The organism is Mesorhizobium sp. ZC-5, from assembly GCF_025753855.1.
Classification (GTDB): domain Bacteria; phylum Pseudomonadota; class Alphaproteobacteria; order Rhizobiales; family Rhizobiaceae; genus Neomesorhizobium.
This window is the reverse complement of sequence record NZ_JAOWPT010000001.1, coordinates 313,490-332,152: the sequence shown is the minus strand read 5'-3', so window position 1 is coordinate 332,152 and position 18,663 is coordinate 313,490. Positions and strand designations below refer to the sequence as shown.

The 18,663-nt window shown below is 62.9% G+C and carries 23 protein-coding genes and 1 tRNA gene; 8 read left to right on the top strand and 16 right to left on the bottom strand.

The genetic code is table 11. The features are described from left to right. Nucleotides 1-41 precede the first annotated feature (41 nt). Nucleotides 42-296 (top strand): hypothetical protein, encoded by a 255-nt coding sequence (locus tag OHD58_RS01490; protein ID WP_318528231.1) that lies wholly within the window; start codon nt 42-44, stop codon nt 294-296. On the opposite strand, the gene OHD58_RS01485 is transcribed toward OHD58_RS01490, so the two are convergent. The 7 genes from OHD58_RS01485 to OHD58_RS01455 form a co-directional block, all read right to left on the bottom strand. Beyond that, nucleotides 293-1,174 (bottom strand): 3-hydroxybutyryl-CoA dehydrogenase, encoded by an 882-nt coding sequence (locus tag OHD58_RS01485; RefSeq protein WP_263801272.1) that lies wholly within the window; start codon nt 1,172-1,174, stop codon nt 293-295. The genes OHD58_RS01490 and OHD58_RS01485 overlap by 4 nt on opposite strands. A 113-nt stretch (nt 1,175-1,287) precedes the next feature. Further along, nucleotides 1,288-2,217, bottom strand: a complete 930-nt coding sequence (locus OHD58_RS01480) for an electron transfer flavoprotein subunit alpha/FixB family protein (RefSeq protein WP_263801271.1) — start codon at nt 2,215-2,217, stop codon at nt 1,288-1,290. A 23-nt stretch (nt 2,218-2,240) separates the two neighbouring features. Further along, nucleotides 2,241-2,987, bottom strand: coding sequence for an electron transfer flavoprotein subunit beta/FixA family protein (locus tag OHD58_RS01475; protein ID WP_263801270.1), 747 nt, complete (start codon nt 2,985-2,987; stop codon nt 2,241-2,243). A gap of 203 nt (nt 2,988-3,190) precedes the next feature. Next, nucleotides 3,191-3,961 (bottom strand): rhomboid family intramembrane serine protease, encoded by a 771-nt coding sequence (locus OHD58_RS01470; RefSeq protein ID WP_263801269.1) that lies wholly within the window; start codon nt 3,959-3,961, stop codon nt 3,191-3,193. 176 nt (nt 3,962-4,137) lie between these two features. Next, nucleotides 4,138-4,719 carry a cob(I)yrinic acid a,c-diamide adenosyltransferase gene (locus OHD58_RS01465; protein WP_263801268.1) on the bottom strand — a complete coding sequence of 194 codons (582 nt, stop codon included), beginning with the start codon at nt 4,717-4,719 and terminating at the stop codon, nt 4,138-4,140. A gap of 22 nt (nt 4,720-4,741) precedes the next feature. Continuing rightward, nucleotides 4,742-4,933 (bottom strand): twin transmembrane helix small protein, encoded by a 192-nt coding sequence (locus tag OHD58_RS01460; protein ID WP_263801267.1) that lies wholly within the window; start codon nt 4,931-4,933, stop codon nt 4,742-4,744. Between the two features lie 35 nt (nt 4,934-4,968). Continuing rightward, nucleotides 4,969-5,835, bottom strand: a complete 867-nt coding sequence (locus OHD58_RS01455; protein WP_263801266.1) for an SDR family oxidoreductase — start codon at nt 5,833-5,835, stop codon at nt 4,969-4,971. Between the two features lie 54 nt (nt 5,836-5,889). Here OHD58_RS01455 and OHD58_RS01450 point away from each other — a divergent pair, with 54 nt between their 5' ends. Further along, nucleotides 5,890-6,741, top strand: coding sequence for a YihY/virulence factor BrkB family protein (locus tag OHD58_RS01450; RefSeq protein WP_263801264.1), 852 nt, complete (start codon nt 5,890-5,892; stop codon nt 6,739-6,741). Nucleotides 6,742-6,841: 100 nt separating this feature from the next. Here the strand turns inward: OHD58_RS01450 and OHD58_RS01445 are convergent, their stop codons facing one another. Next, entirely contained in the window at nt 6,842-7,732 is an 891-nt protein-coding gene (locus OHD58_RS01445; RefSeq protein WP_263801263.1) for a DMT family transporter, read from the bottom strand. 155 nt (nt 7,733-7,887) lie between these two features. On the opposite strand from OHD58_RS01445, the gene OHD58_RS01440 reads away from it, so the two are divergent. Next, nucleotides 7,888-8,175 carry a hypothetical protein gene (locus tag OHD58_RS01440; protein WP_263801262.1) on the top strand — a complete coding sequence of 96 codons (288 nt, stop codon included), beginning with the start codon at nt 7,888-7,890 and terminating at the stop codon, nt 8,173-8,175. A 6-nt stretch (nt 8,176-8,181) separates the two neighbouring features. Here OHD58_RS01440 and gluQRS read toward each other — a convergent pair whose 3' ends face one another. Then, complete coding sequence (gene gluQRS, locus OHD58_RS01435; protein WP_263801261.1) at nt 8,182-9,063, bottom strand: tRNA glutamyl-Q(34) synthetase GluQRS; 882 nt, start codon at nt 9,061-9,063, stop codon at nt 8,182-8,184. A gap of 76 nt (nt 9,064-9,139) precedes the next feature. On the opposite strand from gluQRS, the gene OHD58_RS01430 reads away from it, so the two are divergent. Together OHD58_RS01430 and OHD58_RS01425 are read left to right on the top strand one after the other, a co-directional pair. Next, nucleotides 9,140-9,781 (top strand): DNA-3-methyladenine glycosylase family protein, encoded by a 642-nt coding sequence (locus OHD58_RS01430; RefSeq protein WP_263801260.1) that lies wholly within the window; start codon nt 9,140-9,142, stop codon nt 9,779-9,781. A gap of 129 nt (nt 9,782-9,910) precedes the next feature. Then, nucleotides 9,911-10,468, top strand: coding sequence for an HNH endonuclease (locus tag OHD58_RS01425; RefSeq protein ID WP_263801259.1), 558 nt, complete (start codon nt 9,911-9,913; stop codon nt 10,466-10,468). Nucleotides 10,469-10,471: 3 nt separating this feature from the next. On the opposite strand, the gene OHD58_RS01420 is transcribed toward OHD58_RS01425, so the two are convergent. Further along, nucleotides 10,472-10,984: a disulfide bond formation protein B gene (locus tag OHD58_RS01420; protein WP_263801258.1), complete on the bottom strand. Its 513-nt coding sequence runs from the start codon at nt 10,982-10,984 to the stop codon at nt 10,472-10,474. A 31-nt stretch (nt 10,985-11,015) separates the two neighbouring features. After that, entirely contained in the window at nt 11,016-11,603 is a 588-nt protein-coding gene (locus OHD58_RS01415; RefSeq protein WP_263801257.1) for a YqaA family protein, read from the bottom strand. Nucleotides 11,604-11,810: 207 nt separating this feature from the next. Between OHD58_RS01415 and OHD58_RS01410 the strand changes: the two genes are divergently transcribed. Both OHD58_RS01410 and OHD58_RS01405 read left to right on the top strand, forming a co-directional pair. Continuing rightward, nucleotides 11,811-11,895 (top strand) — tRNA-Leu (locus tag OHD58_RS01410). Between the two features lie 196 nt (nt 11,896-12,091). Beyond that, a complete protein-coding gene (locus OHD58_RS01405) occupies nt 12,092-12,484 on the top strand; it encodes a VOC family protein (protein ID WP_263801256.1) in 393 nt (130 codons plus the stop codon). Between the two features lie 34 nt (nt 12,485-12,518). On the opposite strand, the gene OHD58_RS01400 is transcribed toward OHD58_RS01405, so the two are convergent. Next, nucleotides 12,519-12,770 (bottom strand): hypothetical protein, encoded by a 252-nt coding sequence (locus OHD58_RS01400; protein WP_263801255.1) that lies wholly within the window; start codon nt 12,768-12,770, stop codon nt 12,519-12,521. A gap of 193 nt (nt 12,771-12,963) precedes the next feature. Here OHD58_RS01400 and OHD58_RS01395 point away from each other — a divergent pair, with 193 nt between their 5' ends. After that, on the top strand, nt 12,964-14,598 hold the full coding sequence (locus tag OHD58_RS01395; RefSeq protein ID WP_263801254.1) for an AMP-binding protein: 1,635 nt from the start codon (nt 12,964-12,966) through the stop codon (nt 14,596-14,598). A gap of 1 nt (nt 14,599) precedes the next feature. On the opposite strand, the gene OHD58_RS01390 is transcribed toward OHD58_RS01395, so the two are convergent. The 4 genes from OHD58_RS01390 to OHD58_RS01375 form a co-directional block, all read right to left on the bottom strand. Further along, entirely contained in the window at nt 14,600-15,883 is a 1,284-nt protein-coding gene (locus OHD58_RS01390) for a GNAT family N-acetyltransferase (RefSeq protein WP_263801253.1), read from the bottom strand. Then, nucleotides 15,883-17,292, bottom strand: a complete 1,410-nt coding sequence (locus OHD58_RS01385) for an oligosaccharide flippase family protein (RefSeq protein ID WP_263801252.1) — start codon at nt 17,290-17,292, stop codon at nt 15,883-15,885. The genes OHD58_RS01390 and OHD58_RS01385 overlap by 1 nt, the downstream gene beginning before the upstream one ends. An 83-nt stretch (nt 17,293-17,375) precedes the next feature. Continuing rightward, complete coding sequence (locus OHD58_RS01380; RefSeq protein WP_263801251.1) at nt 17,376-17,801, bottom strand: DUF1178 family protein; 426 nt, start codon at nt 17,799-17,801, stop codon at nt 17,376-17,378. Beyond that, nucleotides 17,798-18,658 (bottom strand): carbon-nitrogen hydrolase family protein, encoded by an 861-nt coding sequence (locus OHD58_RS01375; RefSeq protein WP_263801250.1) that lies wholly within the window; start codon nt 18,656-18,658, stop codon nt 17,798-17,800. The genes OHD58_RS01380 and OHD58_RS01375 overlap by 4 nt, the downstream gene beginning before the upstream one ends. Between the last annotated feature and the right edge of the window lie 5 nt (nt 18,659-18,663).

Here is an 18,663-nt window from a genome sequence, read left to right as displayed (position 1 = left end):
GGTCGACGTTGATGACGCTCCATCACCACCGCCCGGCAGAAATGTTGCCCGCCAGCAGCGGATCTGTCGGTACCGCAGTCACCAACGCGGCAGCACGCCGCGTTGGTGACTGGCTGCACCTCGCGGCCGCCCCAACCTTCGCCGTCATGGCCCTTGTGACGGGGTTCTACGGTTCGCCGGATATCTGTTCGGTGGGGCCGGGCGCGTCAGTGCTGAGCGGAATGGCTCTTATGTACGCGCTGATGAGCGTCTTCCATCTGACGCCTTGGCTGAAGATCGTCTCCAGACGCCGCTAGCGCGTCGGCACCGGGTGTTCGCCGCGATAGTCGTAGAAGCCGCGGCCCGTCTTGCGGCCGAGCCAGCCGGCCTCGACATATTTTACCAGCAGCGGGCAGGGGCGGTATTTGGAATCCGACAGTCCGTCGTGCAACACCTGCATGATCGACAGGCAGGTGTCGAGGCCGATGAAGTCGGCGAGCTGCAGCGGGCCCATCGGATGGTTGGCGCCGAGCTTCATCGCAGTGTCGATCGAATCGACCGAGCCGACGCCCTCGTAGAGCGTGTAGATCGCCTCGTTGATCATCGGCAAAAGGATTCGGTTGACGATGAAAGCCGGGAAATCCTCGGCCACAGTCGAGGTCTTGTCGAGCCGGCGGATAAATTCCTTGGCGGCCTCGAAGGTCTGGTCCTCGGTGGCAATGCCGCGCACCAGTTCGACCAGCTTCATCACCGGCACCGGGTTCATGAAGTGGATACCGATGAAACGCTCCGGCCGGTCGGTTTGCGCCGCAAGCCTGGTGATGGAGATGGACGACGTGTTGGTGGCGAGGATCGCCTCCGGGTTCAGCACCGGACAGAGTTGCGCGTAGATCTTGCGCTTCACCGTCTCGTCCTCGGTTGCAGCCTCGATGACGAGGTCGGCACCTGCAAGGTCTTCGATCTTGGGCGCGGCCGTGATGCGGGCGCTAGCCGCCTGGCGGTCCTTCTCCTCCAGCTTGGCGTGGCTCACCTGACGGGCCATGTTGCCGCTGACGGTGGCCATGCCCTTCTCGATCTGCTCGGGAGAGACGTCGTAGAGCAGCACCTTGTAGCCGGCGAGCGCTGCGACATGGGCGATGCCGCTGCCCATCTGCCCGGCACCGACGATGCCGATGGTTTCGATCGTTGCGGCCATTACACTGATCCCGTCTTAGGCGTTTCGCCCAATTTTGTTGCAGTGCAAACTAAAAGAGCGGGGCAGCTTCGTCTACCCCGCTCTTTAGATTTTGCGCATGGAGGCGACTAAAGTCAAAGCGCCTTTTCGAGTTCCGGCAGGACCACGAAGAGATCGCCGACGAGGCCGTAGTCGGCGACCTGGAAGATCGGCGCTTCCTCGTCCTTGTTGATGGCGACGATGACCTTGGAATCCTTCATGCCGGCGAGGTGCTGGATGGCGCCGGAAATGCCGACGGCGATGTAGAGGTCGGGCGCGACCACCTTGCCGGTCTGGCCGACCTGCCAGTCGTTCGGCGCGTAGCCGGCATCGACGGCGGCGCGGGATGCACCGACTGCGGCGCCCAGCTTGTCGGCGACGGGCAGGATGACTTCCTGGAACTTCTCCGACGAGCCGAGTGCGCGGCCGCCGGAGATGATGATCTTGGCCGAGGTGAGTTCCGGCCGGTCGCTTTCCGACAGGCGGTTCTCGACGAAGCTCGACAGGCCGGGATTGGCGGCGGCGTTGACCGTCTCCACCGAAGCCGAACCACCTTCGCCAGCCGCCTGGAAGGATGCCGTGCGCACGGTGATCACCTTGGTCTTGTCGGTCGCCTGCACCGTCTGGATGGCGTTGCCGGCATAGATCGGCCGCTTGAAGGTGTCGGCCGAGACAACCTCGATGATCTCCGACACCTGCATGACATCGAGCAGGGCTGCGACGCGCGGCGTCACGTTCTTGCCCATGGTCGTCGCCGGGGCGATGATGGTGTCGTAGTTGCCGGCCAGCGAGACGACGAGCGCTGCAACCGGCTCGGCGAGCCGCTCGGCCAGTTCGTCGGCCTCCGCGAGCAGCACTTTTCGCACGCCCTTGAGCTTGGCGGCCGCATCGGCGGCAGCCTTGGCGTCCTTGCCGGCGACAAGAATATCGACGTCGGAGCCGATCTCGAGGGCCGCCGACAGCGCCTTGGCTGTCTGGTCGGAAACGGATGCGTTGTCGTGTTCGGCAATCAGAAGAATAGCCATTTTCTTGTTCTCCTATCCGAACCTTAGATGACGCCTGCGGACTTCAGGCTCGAGACAAGCTCGGCCACGTCCTTCACCTTGACGCCCGCCTTGCGGCCGCCAGGCTCCTCGGTCTTTACAACCTTCAGCCTGGGCTTCAGGTCGGCGCCGAAATCGGCCGCCGTCTTCTCGTCGAGTGGCTTCTTCTTCGCCTTCATGATGTTGGGCAGCGAGGCATAGCGCGGCTGGTTGAGGCGCAGGTCCGTGGTGACGATCGCCGGCATCTTCAGTTCGACCGTCTGCAGGCCGCCGTCGACTTCGCGGGTCACCTTGGCCTTGTCGCCTTCGATGACGACCTTGGAAGCAAAGGTGCCCTGGCTCCAGCCGAGCAGGGCGGCCAGCATCTGGCCGGTCTGGTTGGCGTCGTCGTCGATCGCCTGCTTGCCGAGGATGACGAGGCCGGGCTTCTCGGCGTCGACGACGCCCTTCAGCACCTTGGCGACACCGAGCGGCTCGGCCAGTTCGTCTGTCTTGACCAAGATGGCGCGGTCGGCGCCCATGGCGAGTGCGGTGCGCAGCGTTTCCTGCGCCTGCTGTGGGCCGACGGAAACGACGATGATCTCTTCGACTTTGCCGGCTTCCTTGAGACGGATCGCCTCTTCCACCGCGATCTCGTCGAACGGGTTCATCGACATCTTCACATTGGCAAGCTCGACGCCCGATCCGTCCGATTTCACCCGGATCTTCACGTTGTAATCGACCACCCGTTTGACAGGAACCAGCACTTTCATCGAGTTTATCACCTCTCCGGCGGAAATTTTGAACGCGCTGTAGCAGCGCTGAGACCATCCAGCTTGTCGATTGCCGACATATTGGACGGAAAAAGGGTCGTTGTCATGCGCGCGTCCGGCCTGCGAGGGCCTTTGGAAGCGCGCGGACCGTAGTGAGGGGGAACGTGAACGTCAATATCCGCGTAACGCTTGAATCGGTTGAATTATTGGCGTCCCCAGCGCGGTACCGGCTGCGTCTCGACAGGCTCCACCGCACTTGGCTGTTCCACCCTGACCGAGCGTGGCGTGACGATCTCGCGGTCGAGCAATGGCTGGTCGCGCCGCTTGAGGATGAACACCAGCACGGTGCCGGTGATGATGCCGCCGATATGGCAGGCCCAGGAAACCTGGTCCTCGCCGCCGGCCGCAAACATCAGGAACTGGAACACGATCCACAGCGCCAGCACGATGTATGCCGGCAACCGCAGCGGAATGCGGGCAAAGGCAAGCACCCAGATTTTAACCCGCGGATGCAGGATCAGGTAGGCGGCTACGACGCCTGCGATGGCGCCGGATGCGCCGATCAGCGGCATTTGCGAGCCGGTATCGACCAGGCCGTGGACAAGCGCGCCGCCGACCGCGCAAAGAAGATAAAAAACAAGGAAGCGGAAATGGCCCAGCGCATCCTCGACATTGTCGCCGAACACCCAGAGGAACAGCATGTTGCCGCCGAGGTGGAAGATGTCGCCATGCAGGAAAGCATAGGTGACATAGCTGAAACTCTCCGGAATATAGATATATTCCGGAGGCAGTTCGGCGACGTCGAAGACGACGGAGGGAATGTAACCGAAGCCGATCAGCGTCGCTTCGTTGAAATCCTGGCTGCCGAGTGTCGTTAACAGGAACACCACCACGTTGATGGCGATCAACCCGAAGGTGACATACTGCAGTTTGATGTATTTCAGGCTGTTGGCGTCGTGAAGCGGAATGAACATTTTTTCCCGCCGCTCCCCCCGGCAGTGTCTGGGGAAGACGTTTGAGAATTCGCGCTGGTAAGGCAGGTGGCGCGGTTTTCGAGAACCGGAGCGCAGCGGACGTCGGTCCGTGAGCACCGCAAGCGGTGAAAAACTGCGTCAGATGCCCGCCAGAGTAGAATTGTCGAAATGTCTTCTCAGCGGTTCTTGCCGGGCACCCATAACACATCGGCGTTTCCGTTGTCATTGACCACGCGGGCGGCGACAAACAGAAAATCCGATACGCGATTGATGTACTTCAACCCGTCGCGATTGATGTGCTCGGCCGGGTTCTGGGCGAGTTCGACCATGATGCGCTCCGCACGGCGGGCGACCGTGCGGGCAAGATGCAGAGCCGCCGAGGCCGGCGAACCGCCCGACAGGACGAACGAACGCAGCGGCTGCAAATTCTTGTTCAGCCGGTCGATGTCCTCCTCGACCCGTTTCACTTGCGACGCGATGATCCGCAGCGGCTCGTAGCCGAGGTCTTTGCCCGTATCCGGGGTCGCGAGATCGGCGCCGAGATCGAAAAGATCGTTCTGGATCCGGCCCAGCATGGCGTCGAGTTCGGCGTGCGTCCCCGCGGTATGAAGGCGCGCGAGGCCTATGCAGGCGTTGGCCTCGTCAACGGTGCCGTACGCGTCGACACGCAAATCGGATTTCAGCCGCCGCTCGCCGGTCCCGAGCCCGGTGGTGCCGTCGTCGCCGGTACGGGTGTAGATCTTGTTGAGCTTGACCACGCTTGCCTCCGACGCCGTTCGATCAGCCGCGGTTGAAGTAGACCGCCAGCAGGATCAGCACCAGCGCGATGAACTGCAGCAGGACGCGCATCTGCATAAGCTTGTTGGAGGTGTTGCCGGAACCGCCCCGCATCATGTTCACGAGACCGCGGATCAGCACGACCACCACGGCGATCATTACCAGGACGGCAAGAAAGTTGAATACTGTAGCCATGGTTCCTTCCTGGGATCGGGCTGTTCGCCCAGAGATCAGCCCTGCTTCGACAGAATCCGGTAGAGCGCCGATGCCGGCAAAACGCGTTTGAGGAATACGCCGATCCTTGCCGGCAATGTGACAACATAATGCGGTCTGGGCCGAGGCGACAGCAGGGCGTGGCGCAATACCGCATGAACCGCGTCCGGCTTGAGCTTGAACCGCGATTTGGAGCCGCCGCCGCGCAATCTTGCAAGCTGCGCCTGATATTCGGCGCGATGCATCGAATTCTCGTGGTCGATGTATTTCTCGAACCAGAAGAGGCCGTTCGAGGCGATCTTCGATTCCACCGGTCCCGGCTCGATCAGCGAGACATGGATGCCCGTGCCCTCGAGTTCCATGCGCATGCACAGCATCAGGCCTTCGACCGCATGTTTCACCGCCGCATAGGCGCCGCGGAATTTCACCGGGGTCAGCCCGAGGATTGACGAGCAATGGACGATGCGGCCGTGCCCTTGCGCGCGCATCACCGGGACGATGCGCCGTGTCAGGTCGTGCCAGCCGAATAAATTCGCCTCGAACTGGTCACGCAGGGCCGCCACGGGCAGATCCTCGACAGCGCCTGCCTGGGCGTAGGCGCCATTGTTGTAGAGCGCGTCGAGCCTGCCGCCGGTACGGTCGAGCACGGCTTCCACCAGCGAGGCGATCGAATCCGGTTGGCAATAGTCGAGATAGAAGCTTTCGATGCCGTCGGCCTCGAGAGCCGCTATATCCTCCGGCTTTCGCGCGGTGGCGAACACCCGCCAGCCATCCGCCTTCAGGGCGCGGGCGCAAAAGGCGCCGATGCCGGAGGATGCGCCGGTGACGATGATTGTGCGCAACTCGGGCAGGTGGCGGTTCGTAGTGTCTGTGACGCTTGCCATTTGCCGCAATCACTTCCCATATTCGCGGCGAGGAAACAATTGGAAGGAGACAGGGTGCGCAGGATAGTTGCGACGCGGCGCGTGCTCTTTGACGCTCTCGGCCATTTCAACGACGACGACGGATGGTCGATGGCGAGCCATCTGGCGATCAGCGCGTTGATGGCGCTGTTTCCGTTCCTGATCTTCGCGACGACCCTGGCGAGCTTCCTCGGCGCGCAAGCCTTTTCCGAGACTGCCGTGCATCTGGTCTTCGACACCTGGCCGGAACAGATCGCCGAGCCGATCGCGCGCGAGGTCGTCAACGTGCTCACCGTGCAGCGCGGCGACCTTTTGACGTTCGGCGTGGTGCTTGCCGCCTTCTTCGCCTCCAACGGCATCGAGGCATTGAGGACATCGCTGAACCGTGCCTACCGCGTCACCGAGACGCGCTCGCTCATCTATCGCCGCGTGCAGAGCCTGGCTTTTGTGATCTTCGCCACCATCGCTTTTCTGGTGATCAGCGTTCTTCTTGTCTTTGCGCCGCTGATCGCGCGCCTTGCCAAGGCTCAATTCGACTGGATCGAACCCTATATGGGCACCTTCACGCTATGGCGTTACGTGATCGCCTCCACAGTCATCGTGCTCGGGCTGATTGCCGTGCATTTCTGGCTGCCGGCCGGCAAGCGGCGCTTTGTCGACATCGTGCCCGGCATCATCTTCACGCTGGCCGCCTGGCTGGCGGGTTCGACGATCTTCGCCAGCTATCTCGACAATTTCTCATCCTACGTGACCACTTATGCCGGGTTGGCCTCGATCATGATCGCGGTGGTGTTCCTCTACATCATGTCCCTGATCTTCATCCTCGGAGGCGAGTTCAACGCCGCGATCAAGCGTTATCTCGATGCCCGCGCCCGCGTCGGCGCCTGATGCATGTCGCCCGAAAGTGTCCTCGGTTTCGGGATAACGACATGCATCAAATCAAAGAATCTGAAGCGTGGCCGCCGAATCCTATTCGGCGCGACGCGCTTTAGACTACCGAAGGCTTTGCCGCCGTGCCCTGTGCGGTGGCGAGGCCAACGCCGAAGGTGGTCAGCGCCATGCCGAATATCTGGAGCATGGTCAGCGTCTCGCCGAAGAGCACCCAGGCAATCACCGCCGTGACGGCAGGCACGAGGTAGAAGAGCGACGCCACCTTTGACATCTCGCCTTCGCGGATCAGGTACATCAGCAGAAAGATCGCGCCGATCGAAAGCACGATCACCAGCCAGGCCATGGCGAAGACCAGTTCGCCGTTGAATGTCACGGTGCGCGTTTCGAACAGCAGCGAGCCGGCCGCCATGACGATTGCCGCGCCCAGATACTGATACTTGGTGCCGGTCACCATGTCGGTTCCCGATCCCCAGCGCTTCTGCAGGATGGTGCCGCCGCTCATGGCAATGACCGCCGTCACCGCGGCTGTGAGCGTGGCTGCCGTTATACCGCTGCCCAGCGAGCCGAATTTCGGCGACAGCACGACGATGACGCCGGCGAAGCCGATCCCGAGGCCGAGCCAGTGGCGCGGCAGAATCTTCTCGTCGAGGAATTTGCCCGCCATGACAGCGGTGATCAGCGGCTGCAGGCCGACGATGAGAGCGGAGATGCCGGCGGGCATGCCCTTGTGGATCGCCCAGAAGACGCCGCCCAGATAGATGCCGTGCATGAGTGCGCCGGCGACGATCGCGTTGGCGATGCCGCGGCGGTTTGCATGGCGCTCACGCAGGAAAAGCAGGACAAGCGCCAGCAGTGTGAACGCAATAGCGAAACGGGCGGCCAGGAACGTGAAAGGTTCCGCCCATGGCATCGCGTAGCGCGCACCGATGAAGCCGGTCGCCCAGAGCACGACGAAGAGGGCGGGGATGAGCCGTGCTGGCGATGTCATGGGGAACAGCCGTGGTGAAAGGAATGCGAAGCGGTTGGCTCTAATGCCGTTCAATCGGATAAGCAAAGCGAAACAATTTGATCCTTATCCTGAGCGGTATTGAACCGGGGTGGGGTTCAGGGGTTAGCCGTGTCAGGTTTTTGAAAGGACCCGGCATGCTTTGGAAGCTCGACCCAACGTGGCTGATGATGGCTGTCGCCTCAGTCACGGTGATGGGTTTTTTCTTCGGCTCGATCATGGATGCGATCATGGCCGATGACGGATTCGGGCCGTTCGGCAACATGATCCTGATTACGGTCGGGTTCTTCGCGTCGATCTTCGTTGCCAACGTCCACGGCATTTCCATGGGCAACCTCACCTTTGCCATGGGCACCGGCTTGTCGGGAGCGTTTCTCACACTCGCCGCGCTCGCCTTGGTCAAGGCCGGACTGGCGCGGATGTAGCGGCCGTCAGTCGAGCCTGATCATGCGCCGGATGTCGGCTGGCGTGGCGCCGCTTTCCCACAAGGTGCGGATACCGGTGTCTCGGTTGCTTTTGGAAAGTTTTCGCCCGTCCGGGCCCTCGATCAGCCCGTGGTGGAAATAAAGCGGCGCCGGCAGGCCTAGATGCTCCTGCAACAGGCGCTGGATGGCGGTCGCGAGATAGAGGTCGCGGCCGCGCACCACATGGCTGACGCCCTGCAAGGCGTCGTCGACGACCACCGACAGGTGATAGCTGGTCGGAACCTCCTTGCGCGCCAGTATGACATCGCCCCAGGCCAGCGGGGCGGCCGTAACGGTGTCGAATCGATCCAGGGTTTCGTCGGCGGCCTCCTGCCATGACAGTTCCTTGGTCGGCAGCGCGGCTAATGCCTTTTCGACGTCCAGCCGCCAGGCGAATGGTTCGCTATCGTCGATGCGACGTTGCCGTTCCCTACGGGAGAGGGCTTTGTCCAGTCCCGGGTAGAGCGGTGCGCCATCGGGGTCGCGCGGCCATGGCCGGCCCGCGGTTTCCCTTTCGGCGATATGCGCACGGATTTCACCGCGGCTCATGAATGCCGGGTAGACGAGTTTCGCGTCGACAAGTGTCCGCAGGGCGGCTTCATAGTCGGCGAAATGTTCGGATTGCCGGCGTACCGGCTTTTCCCATTCGATGCCCAGCCAGTCGAGGTCGCGGTAGATATCCTGCTCGAACTCCGGCGTGCAGCGCGTGAGGTCGATGTCCTCGATGCGCAGCAGCATGCGCCCGCCGGTTTCCTTTGCCAGCTTCTGGTTGAGCAGCGCCGAATAGGCATGGCCGAGATGCAATTCGCCGTTCGGGCTGGGGGCGAAGCGGAATGTCAGGAGGCTCATCTTTCGGTGGCCGATCGGGTTGTGCGCGGCTTTTCCAGATTGCTACTTTGCCGTCTCTTCATGAACAAGGCTCCGCATGCGCCGTATCCGCTCGATTGACGACATTTCCGACGGCCTCGACGAACTCTGTGTCATCGATCCGCGGCTCGTGGACGTGCGCGCCGCGGCGGGCGAGGTGCCTTTGCGCCTCACCGAGCCCGGCTTCGAAAGCCTGGCCTCGATCATCGTCTCGCAGCAAGTCAGCCGGGCCAGCGCCGACGCCATCTTCGGCCGCCTGACAAGGCTGGTCGATCCGCTGACGCCGGACGGCCTGCTTTCCGCCGGCGAGGCGGTGTTTCGCGAAGCCGGCCTGTCGCGGCCGAAGCAGAAGACGCTGCTGGCGATCGCGGCGGCGGTCGCCGACGGCCTCGACCTGCACCACCTCTGCGGTCTGGAGGCCGGCGACGCGGTTGGCCGGATGACCGCCATATCCGGCATTGGTCCGTGGACGGCGGAATGCTACCTGCTTTTCTCCGCCGGACACCCGGATGTTTTCCCTGCGCGCGACGTCGCTTTGCAGGCCGCCGTCGGCCACGCATTCGGCCTCGAATCACGTCCCGGCGAAAAGGCGCTGATTGCGCTGGCCGAATCATGGACCCCCTGGCGCGGGGTCGCATCGCGGCTTTTTTGGGCCTATTACCGCGAATGGAAGGGCCGGGAAGCGGCTCCGGCAACCTGAAACCGTAAAAAAGCCGAAAAAACAGTATGTTTTGCCGGCTGGTGTAACACCGTAGCGGCTTCACATTCCTGTCACCTCGGGCTTACACTATCCGCGCCGATCGGTTCGAGAGCCAAGGAGGTGCCATAAGTGACGATCGCAGTGTCGCCGGATGGGCTTCCAGCGCTGGTGCTGAACGCGGACTACCGCCCGCTCAGCTATTACCCACTGTCGCTCTGGTCGTGGCAGGACGCCATCAAGGCGGTGTTCCTCGACCGGGTGCATATCGTTGCCGAATACGAGCATTCGGTTTCCTCGCCGACCTTCTCGATGAAGCTGCCGAGCGTCGTCAGCCTCAAGACCTACGTCAAGCCGTCGCGCAACCCGGCGTTTACGCGCTTCAACGTGTTCCTGCGCGACCGTTTCCAGTGCCAGTATTGCGGCACCCCGGAGGACCTCACCTTCGACCATGTCATCCCGCGCCATTGCGGCGGGGCGACGACCTGGGAGAACGTGGTGGCCGCCTGCTCACCCTGCAATCTGCGCAAGGGCGGGCTTTTGCCGGCGCAGGCCAAGATGTGGCCGATCCAGCGGCCTTTCCAGCCGACCGTCCACGACCTGCACAACAACGGCAAGCGCTTCCCGCCGAACTACCTGCACGAAAGCTGGATGGATTATCTCTACTGGGACGTCGAACTGGAGCCTTGAGCTTCAGGCTCTGGCCAAAGCGCCACGAAACGCCACCGCGGCAAGTACGAGGCTGGCGATCACGTTCCAGCCGGCGAAAGACAGGCCGAGGACGCGCAGCGCCGCCTTGTTGCAGGATGGCGGTATTACCGTGTTGATGGCGTCGAGCACGCCGGCACCGCCGGTGTCGGCGGGCGCGACCACTGCGCAATCGGTCGGCCCTTGCCACCACGCCCATTCGACGCCGGCATGATAGACGCCGAGATAGAGCCCATAGGCCATCAGCAGGCCGCCGACAATGAGCAGGCCGCGCGTCACGATCGGCGGCCAGTGCAATGTCGACGATAGCACGGCCAGCGCCATCAGCGGCACGCCGATGTAGTAGGGCATGCGCTGCTCGAGGCAGAGCTTGCACGGCATGTAGCCGCCGATGTGTTCGAAGCCGAGCGCGGTGCCGACCGTCAGGGCCATGGCGACCAGAAGAAAAACGGCGGTCAGGGTCTGCTGGCGGCCCGAAGGCGCGGTCACGGCGGTCATGCTGGTTCTTTCGTTCGTCGATTTGCCGGTGTCAGTGCAGATATCTGACCAGCAGATAAAGCAAAATGAGGGCGGCGGCGCCCAGGCCCGCAATGAGACCAAGGCGCTTCTCGATGAATTCGCGGATCGGTTCGCCGTAGGTCTTCAGCAGCCAGGCGAGGAAATAGAAGCGGGCGCCGCGGGCGAGGATCGCCGAGATGATGAACACCCAGATGTCGACGCCGATGACCCCGGAGAGGATGGTCACCACCTTGATCGGCGGCAGGTGGGCAAGCCCCGAGGTCACCAGCATCAGCAGGATGAAGCCGGTGCCGCTGGACGTGCGGAGCGCCTCGAACTCATCGTATTTGCCGTAGAATTCCAGCACCGGCTTGGCTATGGCCTCGTAGGCGTAGTGGCCGAGGAACCAGCCGGCGATGCCGCCGAGAACCGAGGCGGCAGTGGCAATGAAGGCATATCTGTAGGCGCGATCCGGGCGCGACAGCGCCATCGGCAGGTAAAGCACGTCGGCGGGAACCAGGAAGACCGAGCTTTCGATGAAAGCGATGAAGGCAAGCCACCATTCGGCGGACTTACGCGCCGCCAGCGACAGCGTCCAGTCGTACAATCTGCGAAGCATCGGCATCCCCGTTTGCGCGAAGCCTGTCTAAAGAGGATCGCCGCGCCGCACAATGGCCGGCGCATGCCACCAATTGTCGCCGGCTGAAGCCGGGTGGCGGTGGCAGTCCATTGTCAGTCCGTGCTTCATCGGCGAATACATCACTCCCCAGTTGACGAGTTGCCCTCTGACCGTATAGTCCGCAGCCGTTCAGCCTTCCAGGCAAGGGCCCCCTTGGCGGAATTGGTAGACGCGCCTGACTCAAAATCAGGTTCCGAAAGGAGTGCTGGTTCGATTCCGGCAGGGGGCACCATCACTTTCACCCATGTGAAACTCAGCGGGTGCTTCCGACGCTCTTCGTCGGCCGGCGCAGCCCGGCGCCGGGAAATGCCCACCGCCTGCCCAATCCCGAGATAAGTTTGAGAATTGTAGTCTGGTGTCACATCCGGGGCTGCCGGATCGTCAACACAGCGTCCTTCTCGACATCAATCAAGATAGAGGAACGCAAAATGTTCAGCAAAATCATGTTCGCGACGCTGTTCGTCTCGGATCAAGACAAAGCGCTCGAATTCTACACAGCCCTCGGTTTCGAGAAACGGGACGACAATGCGTGGGCAGAGGGCCGCTTCCTGACGATTGGTTTCAAAGGTCAGGATTTCGATGTCCTGCTTTGGCCGGGTAGCGCGGGCAAGGGGAAAGCGGCCCCAGGCGCCCCGGATATTTCGGTGCCTGGCGTTTTGTTTATCGAGTCGGAGGATCTCCGCAAGGACTTCGCCGAACTCAAAGCGCGCGGTGTTGCGCTTGCCGAGCCCGAGCCGGAAGAATATCCGTTTGGTCTGCGGGCAACCGCCATCGATCCGGATGGCAACCGGGTTTCGCTGCGCCAGCAAAAACGCAGATAGTCTCATTTCGCTTCTGTGATCCATTCACCGCCGGTCAGAGATTTTCGAGTTCCCGGTCGAGAGCCGACAGCCGGCGGTAAAGCTCATCGATCATGTTGTCGATGGCGTCCATTTTTTCGCCGGCGACCATGAAAATCTCCTGACTGGCGCCACGAACCTTGGCCTCGGCCACGCCAGTCAGGATGAGGTCCAATCCATCATAGCGGTAGCGCGCGTGAGCGAGCGCATCCTTGATATCGATCACCTGCTTGCGAATAGGATCGAGCACGTCGCCCAGATCAACCATCGGTCCAACCTTTCCACGGTGGCATGGCGCCAGTATCCGGCGAGGTTATCGGGTCATAGCGATTTCTGGCAACAACAAGCATATCGTCGATGTGGCATAGTCACCCGGAGTTGACGATCATGCGGTGCCGCCCATAGGTATTCCGCCATTCCGATCCGGCGCTTCTCGCGCCCGAGGAGCGCAGCATTTGCCCATGCTCGAAAGACGCGACAGCTACCGCGATCTCTATCGCGACTTCCGCTGGAACATCCCGGCGCGCTTCAACATCGGCACGGCGGTTGCCGATCGCTGGGCGGCAACGGCGCCGGACCGCACCGCGCTGCTCGAATACCGCGTCGTAGGGGAGGCCGGCCGTCTCACCTACGGCGAACTCGCGGCACGGTCGAATGCGCTTGCCAACGGCCTGCGCGCCGGCGGCCTGAAACGCGGCGACCGCGTCGCGCTTTTGCTGCCGCAATGCTTCGAGACGGTCGTCGCCCATGTCGCGATCTACAAGCTCGGCGCCATCGCGGTGCCGCTGGCGCTGCTGTTCGGTGTTGAGGCGATCGAATACCGCATGCAGACGGCGGGTGCCGCGGCGATCGTCACCAATGCCGCCGGCCATGCCAAGCTGAAGAAGATCAGCGGCCGGCTGACATCGTTGGAACAGATCGTCCTGATCGACGGAGCCGATGGCGGCGCACGGGATTTTCACCAACTCGTCGCCGACAATGCGCCGCATTTCGTTGCCGAGGATACCGGCCCAGACGATCCGGCGATGATGATCTTCACCTCGGGTACGACCGGGCCACCGAAGGGCGCGCTGCACGGGCACCGGGTATTGCTCGGCCATCTGCCGGGTGTGCAGATGCCGCATGAATTCCTGCCGCAGCCGGGCGATCTCTTGTGGACGCCGGCCGATTGGGCCTGGGCCGGCGGCTTGCTCAACGTCCTGCTGCCCGGCCTCTATCTCGGTGTGCCCGTGGTGTCGGGTCGCTTCGAAAAGTTCGATCCGGAGGCGGCGCTGTTGCTGGCCGAGAAGATGAAGGTGCGCAACACATTCATCCCGCCGACGGCGCTGCGCATGCTGAAAACGGTGCCGGATATATCGAAACGGTTCCGACTCGATCTGAGGACTATCGGCTCCGGCGGCGAATCGCTCGGCCGCGAGACCTTCGAATGGGGCCGCGAGGAGCTTGGCCTCACCATCAACGAATTCTACGGCCAGACCGAGTGCAATCTGGTGCTGTCGTCCTGTGCAGCACTCGGCGTCAGCCGCGCCGGCGCCATCGGCCTGCCGGTCCCCGGCCACCGTGTGGCGGTGATCGACGACGGGGGCCGGCGCGTGAAGGCCGGCGCCGCCGGCCAGATCGCCATTGCGCGGCCGGACCCGGTGATGTTCCTCGAATACTGGCAGAACCCCGAAGCCACCGCGAAGAAGTTCATCGGCGACTGGATGACCACCGGCGACCAGGGCATCGAAGATGCTGACGGCTACGTGCATTTCTTCGGCCGCGACGACGATGTCATCACCTCCGCGGGTTTCCGCATCGGCCCGAGCGAAGTCGAGGATTGCCTGGCCGCCCATCCGGCGGTGGCGCTCGCCGCCGCTGTCGGCAAGCCGGATGCGGTTCGCACCGAGATCGTCAAGGCTTATGTCGTGCTGAAGGACAGCGCGGCTGCCAGCGTGGCGCTGGCCGAGGAGATAAAGCTATGGGTGCGCGAGCGGCTTTCGGCGCACGAATATCCGCGCGAGGTCGAGTTCGTCGAATCGATGCCGCTGACGACAAGCGGCAAGGTGATCCGGCGGATTTTCCGCGACAGGGCCAAGCAGGAAGCGGGGCGGTAGCTTACCGCCGCTTCAGCAGGTCCTTCACCCGGTTGCGCAGCAGGCGCGCCATGTTGCGCGTCTCGTTGTAGAGATGCAGTTGCGAAGCGGCCTGCCGCGTCGCGCGGTCGGCCTCGGGCGTGAGGCCGACGACGATGGTGCCGATCGGCTTGCGTTCCATCCATAGCCGGGTGAGGACCGGATGGTCGGGCACCGCGCAGGAATCGGTTGCCACGATGTTGGGATCGTCGAGATGATTATAGCTCACCTCGATCATTAGCAGCGTGCCCGGCGAATAGGCGGCGAAGGCCTCGTCGTAAGCCGTCTTCCACGTGTAGGCGATGCCCGCCTCGATGAACACGATGAGGCAGGCGATCACCTTGCCGTCGAGGGTAAGCGTATGCACCCGGCAGAGGTCGCGTTCCGCCATGCGGAACACGGCTTCCCGGGCGAAGGCGGCACGGTAGCGGTCGATCGCCATCGCGGTGCGCTCGCGGCCTTTCCAGCCGGCCGCCTCGAGGGTCAGGAAAGCCTCGACGCCAAGGCGGACTTCCTCCTCCTCGCGGGCGACATGGTGTTCGAGATTGCCCATGTCGGCGAGCCGCCGCTTCAGCCGACGGAATTCGCGCAGATGATGCGGCCTGAGTGCCGCCTTGAAATAAGCGGCGCCGTCGAGGTCGCTCTCGAGAAACGGCCGCTCGGCCTGGTTGGTGGTGACCAGCGTCAGGCCGCGGCTTTCGGCGACCGAACTCAGCAGGCTGGCGACGGGACCGTCCAGCCGCATCTCCGGCAGCACGAAGACCTTCGGCAATTTCAGGTGCTTGCGCGATAGGATGGCGAAGAAGTCCTCGATGACGCCGGCGGGATCGTCACGGTCGACCAGCGGCGTGCCGAGCGGCCCGAACGGGCTCGACCAGGTGCGCATGATCGAAACGCCGAGCGGTATCGTCGGCCGCTCGACCGAAAAGGGGACCAGCAGGCGCAGGCGGTTGCGGTATTCGTCACCATCGCGGATGACGGCCAGGCGGACCTCCCGGTCCTCGAGGCGCGGCATCGCCGGAGCGAGGAAGCGGGGATTGAAAAAGACGTTCGGTTCGATCGAGCGCGTGCAGAGATGATCGAGTTCATCGACCAGGTCGAAACCGGCGGATGCCGGATAGATGGCGAGCTTGCGGGGCGGCCGATTACCCTCCAGCACCTCGATGTGCGCGCGGTCGACGACGCCGTCGTTCAGGCCCGCCAGTTCGGCGATCATCGGCGCCGAAGGGCTGCCGCTCATTTCCTCCAGCAACGGGACGGCTACCATCAGAATGCTCCCTTTGCCGGCGCGGTAGGCCAGAAGATGGCCATCACGATGCCGAGCTTGCGCCAGACCGTGAACGACAGGGCCGACGCTTCGAAGATCATGGAAAGCGCGGTTGCGATTGCCGCGCCCCACAGGCCGAACACCGGGATGAGAAGCACCGAGAGGCCGATGTTGAGCACGAGGGTCATCGCGTAGACTGCCGCGCAGATGTTCTGGTTGCCGCTCATGGTGAGCAGGCTCTCAGCCGGTCCGACGGCCGCGCGCGCCACCACCCCGCCAACCAGCAGGAAAAGCAGGGGATAGCCGCTGTCGAATTCGGGGCCGAACAGCATCAGCATCGGCTTACCGAGCACCAGCACCACCATCGCCATCAGCAGTGACGGCCAGAACGTCCACGACACCGTCTCGCGTGCAAAGGCAGCCAGTTTTTCCGGATCGGAATGGGTGAACTGCGCATAGCGCTGGGCGACGCCCGCCTTGACGGCGAAATAGACGAAATGCACGAGGGCCAGGGTCTTTACGGTGGCGAAATAGACGGCGACATCGTCCGGCTGCATGAAGACACCGACCATCAGCACGTCGGCATTGGTGAGCAGGAAGAAGAAGCTCTCGACAAGGAAGATCGGCAGCGACACCACGAACCACTCGCGGAACCTTATCTTGCGTGGCCCCGCCGGCAGCCGGCGATCGAGGCGCGTGGTGACCTCGACCAGCTGGGCGATCGTCGTCACATAGGTCGCCAGGATCGCCGCGATGATGGCGTTCTCGGCGCAAGGCTCATAGCCGGCAATCAACGCTCCCCCCATGAACACCAGGATCAGGATCGGTCTGGTTATGTAGGAGGGCGAGAGGGCTGACAGAGTCCACGAATTGGCGCGGGATATGCCTTGCAGGACGTCCGAAAGCGCCATCATCGGCAGGCAGATGATGCCGAGATAGAAGGGAATGACGTAATAGCTCTCGACCAGCGGCGAAAACAGCCACAATCCCAGCGTTCCGATCGCGGCGATCGCGGTAGAGGCGAACAGTACGAAGAGCCGGCTGGTGATCAGGAGGCCGCGCAGTTCGGCGAGTTTTCCGCGCTCGAAATATTCCGGAATGAACCGGATGACGGTGGTGTGGAAGCCGAGGCAGGAGAGATTGCCGACAATGATCATCGTCACCCAGACGAGGACGAAGATGCCGTATTCGAAACTGCCCATCCAACGCGCCAGCATGACCTGGCTGACGAAGGCAATGACGGCGTTGAAGATGCGGATCGCGAAGGCGATCACCGACATGCGTCCCGCCACGCCGCGATCGTCGGTGGTGAACAGCAACGCGTCCACGCGCACGAGCAGCGGCCTGGCACGCAAGGCAATGCCTTCCGGCAGAAAGCGCTCGGCTGTCGTGGCCGCGGAAAAGCGCACGCAAATACTCTCCGTTTTCCGTCTTGAGGGAGAGTGTTAACGGCGAGTCTTTAAGAAACGGTGGCCAGGGGCCGGTCGGTCCGCTAGTTCCGGTCGTCCGGAAACACCGGAATCGGCAGGAATTCGACGCCGTCCTCGGCAAGGCCGCGCGCCTCGTCGGGCGTCGCTTCGCCATAGATGCCGCGCGCGTCGGCCTCGCCGAAATGGATTTTCCGCGCTTCCTCGGCGAATTTGTCGCCGACGTAGTCGGCGTTTTCGCGCATCTTTTCCGACAGTGCCTTGAGCTGCGCCATCGCCGCCTGTTGCTGGGCGTTCATGGCGAGCGCGACCTTTTCCTTTTTGCGGCCGGTCGAGACGGCCGGCGCCATCAGAGCCTTTTCGACCTTGTGCGAGCCGCAAGCCGGGCATTCCACGAAACCGCGTTTCTTCTGGGTCTCGAAGTCGTCATTGTTGCGGAACCAGCCCTCGAATTCGTGGTCATGTTCGCAACCGAGCGAAAAGCGGATCAAGATGCAGCCCTCAGGCCGGCATTGCCGCCGGCGAGCCTGACCGAAAAGTCGCGTGCGTTCTTCAGATTGGGGATCTTCTTGCGCGCGGCGGCGGACGCGGCGGTGTCGATGTCGGCATAGATGATGCCAGGCTCGGCGCTGCCGATATCGGCAACGACACGTCCCCACGGATCGACGATCAGCGAATAGCCGTAGGTCTCGCGGCCGTCCTCATGCACGCCGCCCTGCGCGGCGGCGATCACCCAGGCGCCGTTCTCGATGGCGCGGGCGCGCAGAAGCACATGCCAATGTGCCTCGCCGGTCTGGCGGGTGAAGGCGGCAGGCACGGTCAGCACCTCGGCGCCGGCCAGCGCCTGGGCGCGGAAGAGCTGCGGGAAGCGCAGGTCGTAGCAGACGGCAAGGCCGAACTTGGCCTCCGGCAACTCGACGATCACGGTCTCCGTGCCTGGCGCATAAGCGGCCGATTCGCGCCAGCTCTCGCCATTGTCTAGATCGACGTCGAACATGTGGATCTTGTCGTAGGTGGCGGCGAGATTGCCGCTCGCGTCGTAGAAAAGCGCCCGGTTGGCTAGTTTGCCATCGCCGACTGCGATGGCGTTCGAGCCGATATGGATGTGGATGCCGAGCTCTGCTGCGAGCCGTGCCGCGGTCCGCGCGATCAGATCGGTCTCCACCGGGCGGAACGTCGCCGCGCGGGCTTCCTTGTCACGCACGATCGCGTTAGTCATTTCCGGCGTCTGCAGATAGCGCGCGCCGTTGCTGGCTGCCTCGCGAACCATCCGCTCGAAATCGACGACGTTCTTCTCGGGGTCGGCTCCGGAGCGCATCTGGATGGCTGCAGCCTTGAAAACACTCATCGAAA

Excerpts from the sequence above, each read along its gene's own strand:
- OHD58_RS01375 (WP_263801250.1), bottom strand. The coding sequence starts at position 18,658 with ATGAGTGTTTTCAAGGCTGCAGCCATCCAGATGCGCTCCGGAGCCGAC.
- OHD58_RS01470 (WP_263801269.1), bottom strand. The coding sequence starts at position 3,961 with ATGTTCATTCCGCTTCACGACGCCAACAGCCTGAAATACATCAAACTG.
- OHD58_RS01475 (WP_263801270.1), bottom strand. The coding sequence starts at position 2,987 with ATGAAAGTGCTGGTTCCTGTCAAACGGGTGGTCGATTACAACGTGAAG.
- gluQRS (WP_263801261.1), bottom strand. The coding sequence starts at position 9,063 with ATGAGCCTCCTGACATTCCGCTTCGCCCCCAGCCCGAACGGCGAATTG.
- OHD58_RS01395 (WP_263801254.1), top strand. The coding sequence starts at position 12,964 with ATGCTCGAAAGACGCGACAGCTACCGCGATCTCTATCGCGACTTCCGC.
- OHD58_RS01405 (WP_263801256.1), top strand. The coding sequence starts at position 12,092 with ATGTTCAGCAAAATCATGTTCGCGACGCTGTTCGTCTCGGATCAAGAC.
- OHD58_RS01400 (WP_263801255.1), bottom strand. The coding sequence starts at position 12,770 with ATGGTTGATCTGGGCGACGTGCTCGATCCTATTCGCAAGCAGGTGATC.
- OHD58_RS01485 (WP_263801272.1), bottom strand. The coding sequence starts at position 1,174 with ATGGCCGCAACGATCGAAACCATCGGCATCGTCGGTGCCGGGCAGATG.
- OHD58_RS01480 (WP_263801271.1), bottom strand. The coding sequence starts at position 2,217 with ATGGCTATTCTTCTGATTGCCGAACACGACAACGCATCCGTTTCCGAC.
- OHD58_RS01420 (WP_263801258.1), bottom strand. The coding sequence starts at position 10,984 with ATGACCGCCGTGACCGCGCCTTCGGGCCGCCAGCAGACCCTGACCGCC.
- OHD58_RS01415 (WP_263801257.1), bottom strand. The coding sequence starts at position 11,603 with ATGCTTCGCAGATTGTACGACTGGACGCTGTCGCTGGCGGCGCGTAAG.
- OHD58_RS01430 (WP_263801260.1), top strand. The coding sequence starts at position 9,140 with ATGCGCCGTATCCGCTCGATTGACGACATTTCCGACGGCCTCGACGAA.
- OHD58_RS01460 (WP_263801267.1), bottom strand. The coding sequence starts at position 4,933 with ATGGCTACAGTATTCAACTTTCTTGCCGTCCTGGTAATGATCGCCGTG.
- OHD58_RS01390 (WP_263801253.1), bottom strand. The coding sequence starts at position 15,883 with ATGGTAGCCGTCCCGTTGCTGGAGGAAATGAGCGGCAGCCCTTCGGCG.
- OHD58_RS01445 (WP_263801263.1), bottom strand. The coding sequence starts at position 7,732 with ATGACATCGCCAGCACGGCTCATCCCCGCCCTCTTCGTCGTGCTCTGG.
- OHD58_RS01490 (WP_318528231.1), top strand. The coding sequence starts at position 42 with ATGTTGCCCGCCAGCAGCGGATCTGTCGGTACCGCAGTCACCAACGCG.
- OHD58_RS01455 (WP_263801266.1), bottom strand. The coding sequence starts at position 5,835 with ATGGCAAGCGTCACAGACACTACGAACCGCCACCTGCCCGAGTTGCGC.
- OHD58_RS01440 (WP_263801262.1), top strand. The coding sequence starts at position 7,888 with ATGCTTTGGAAGCTCGACCCAACGTGGCTGATGATGGCTGTCGCCTCA.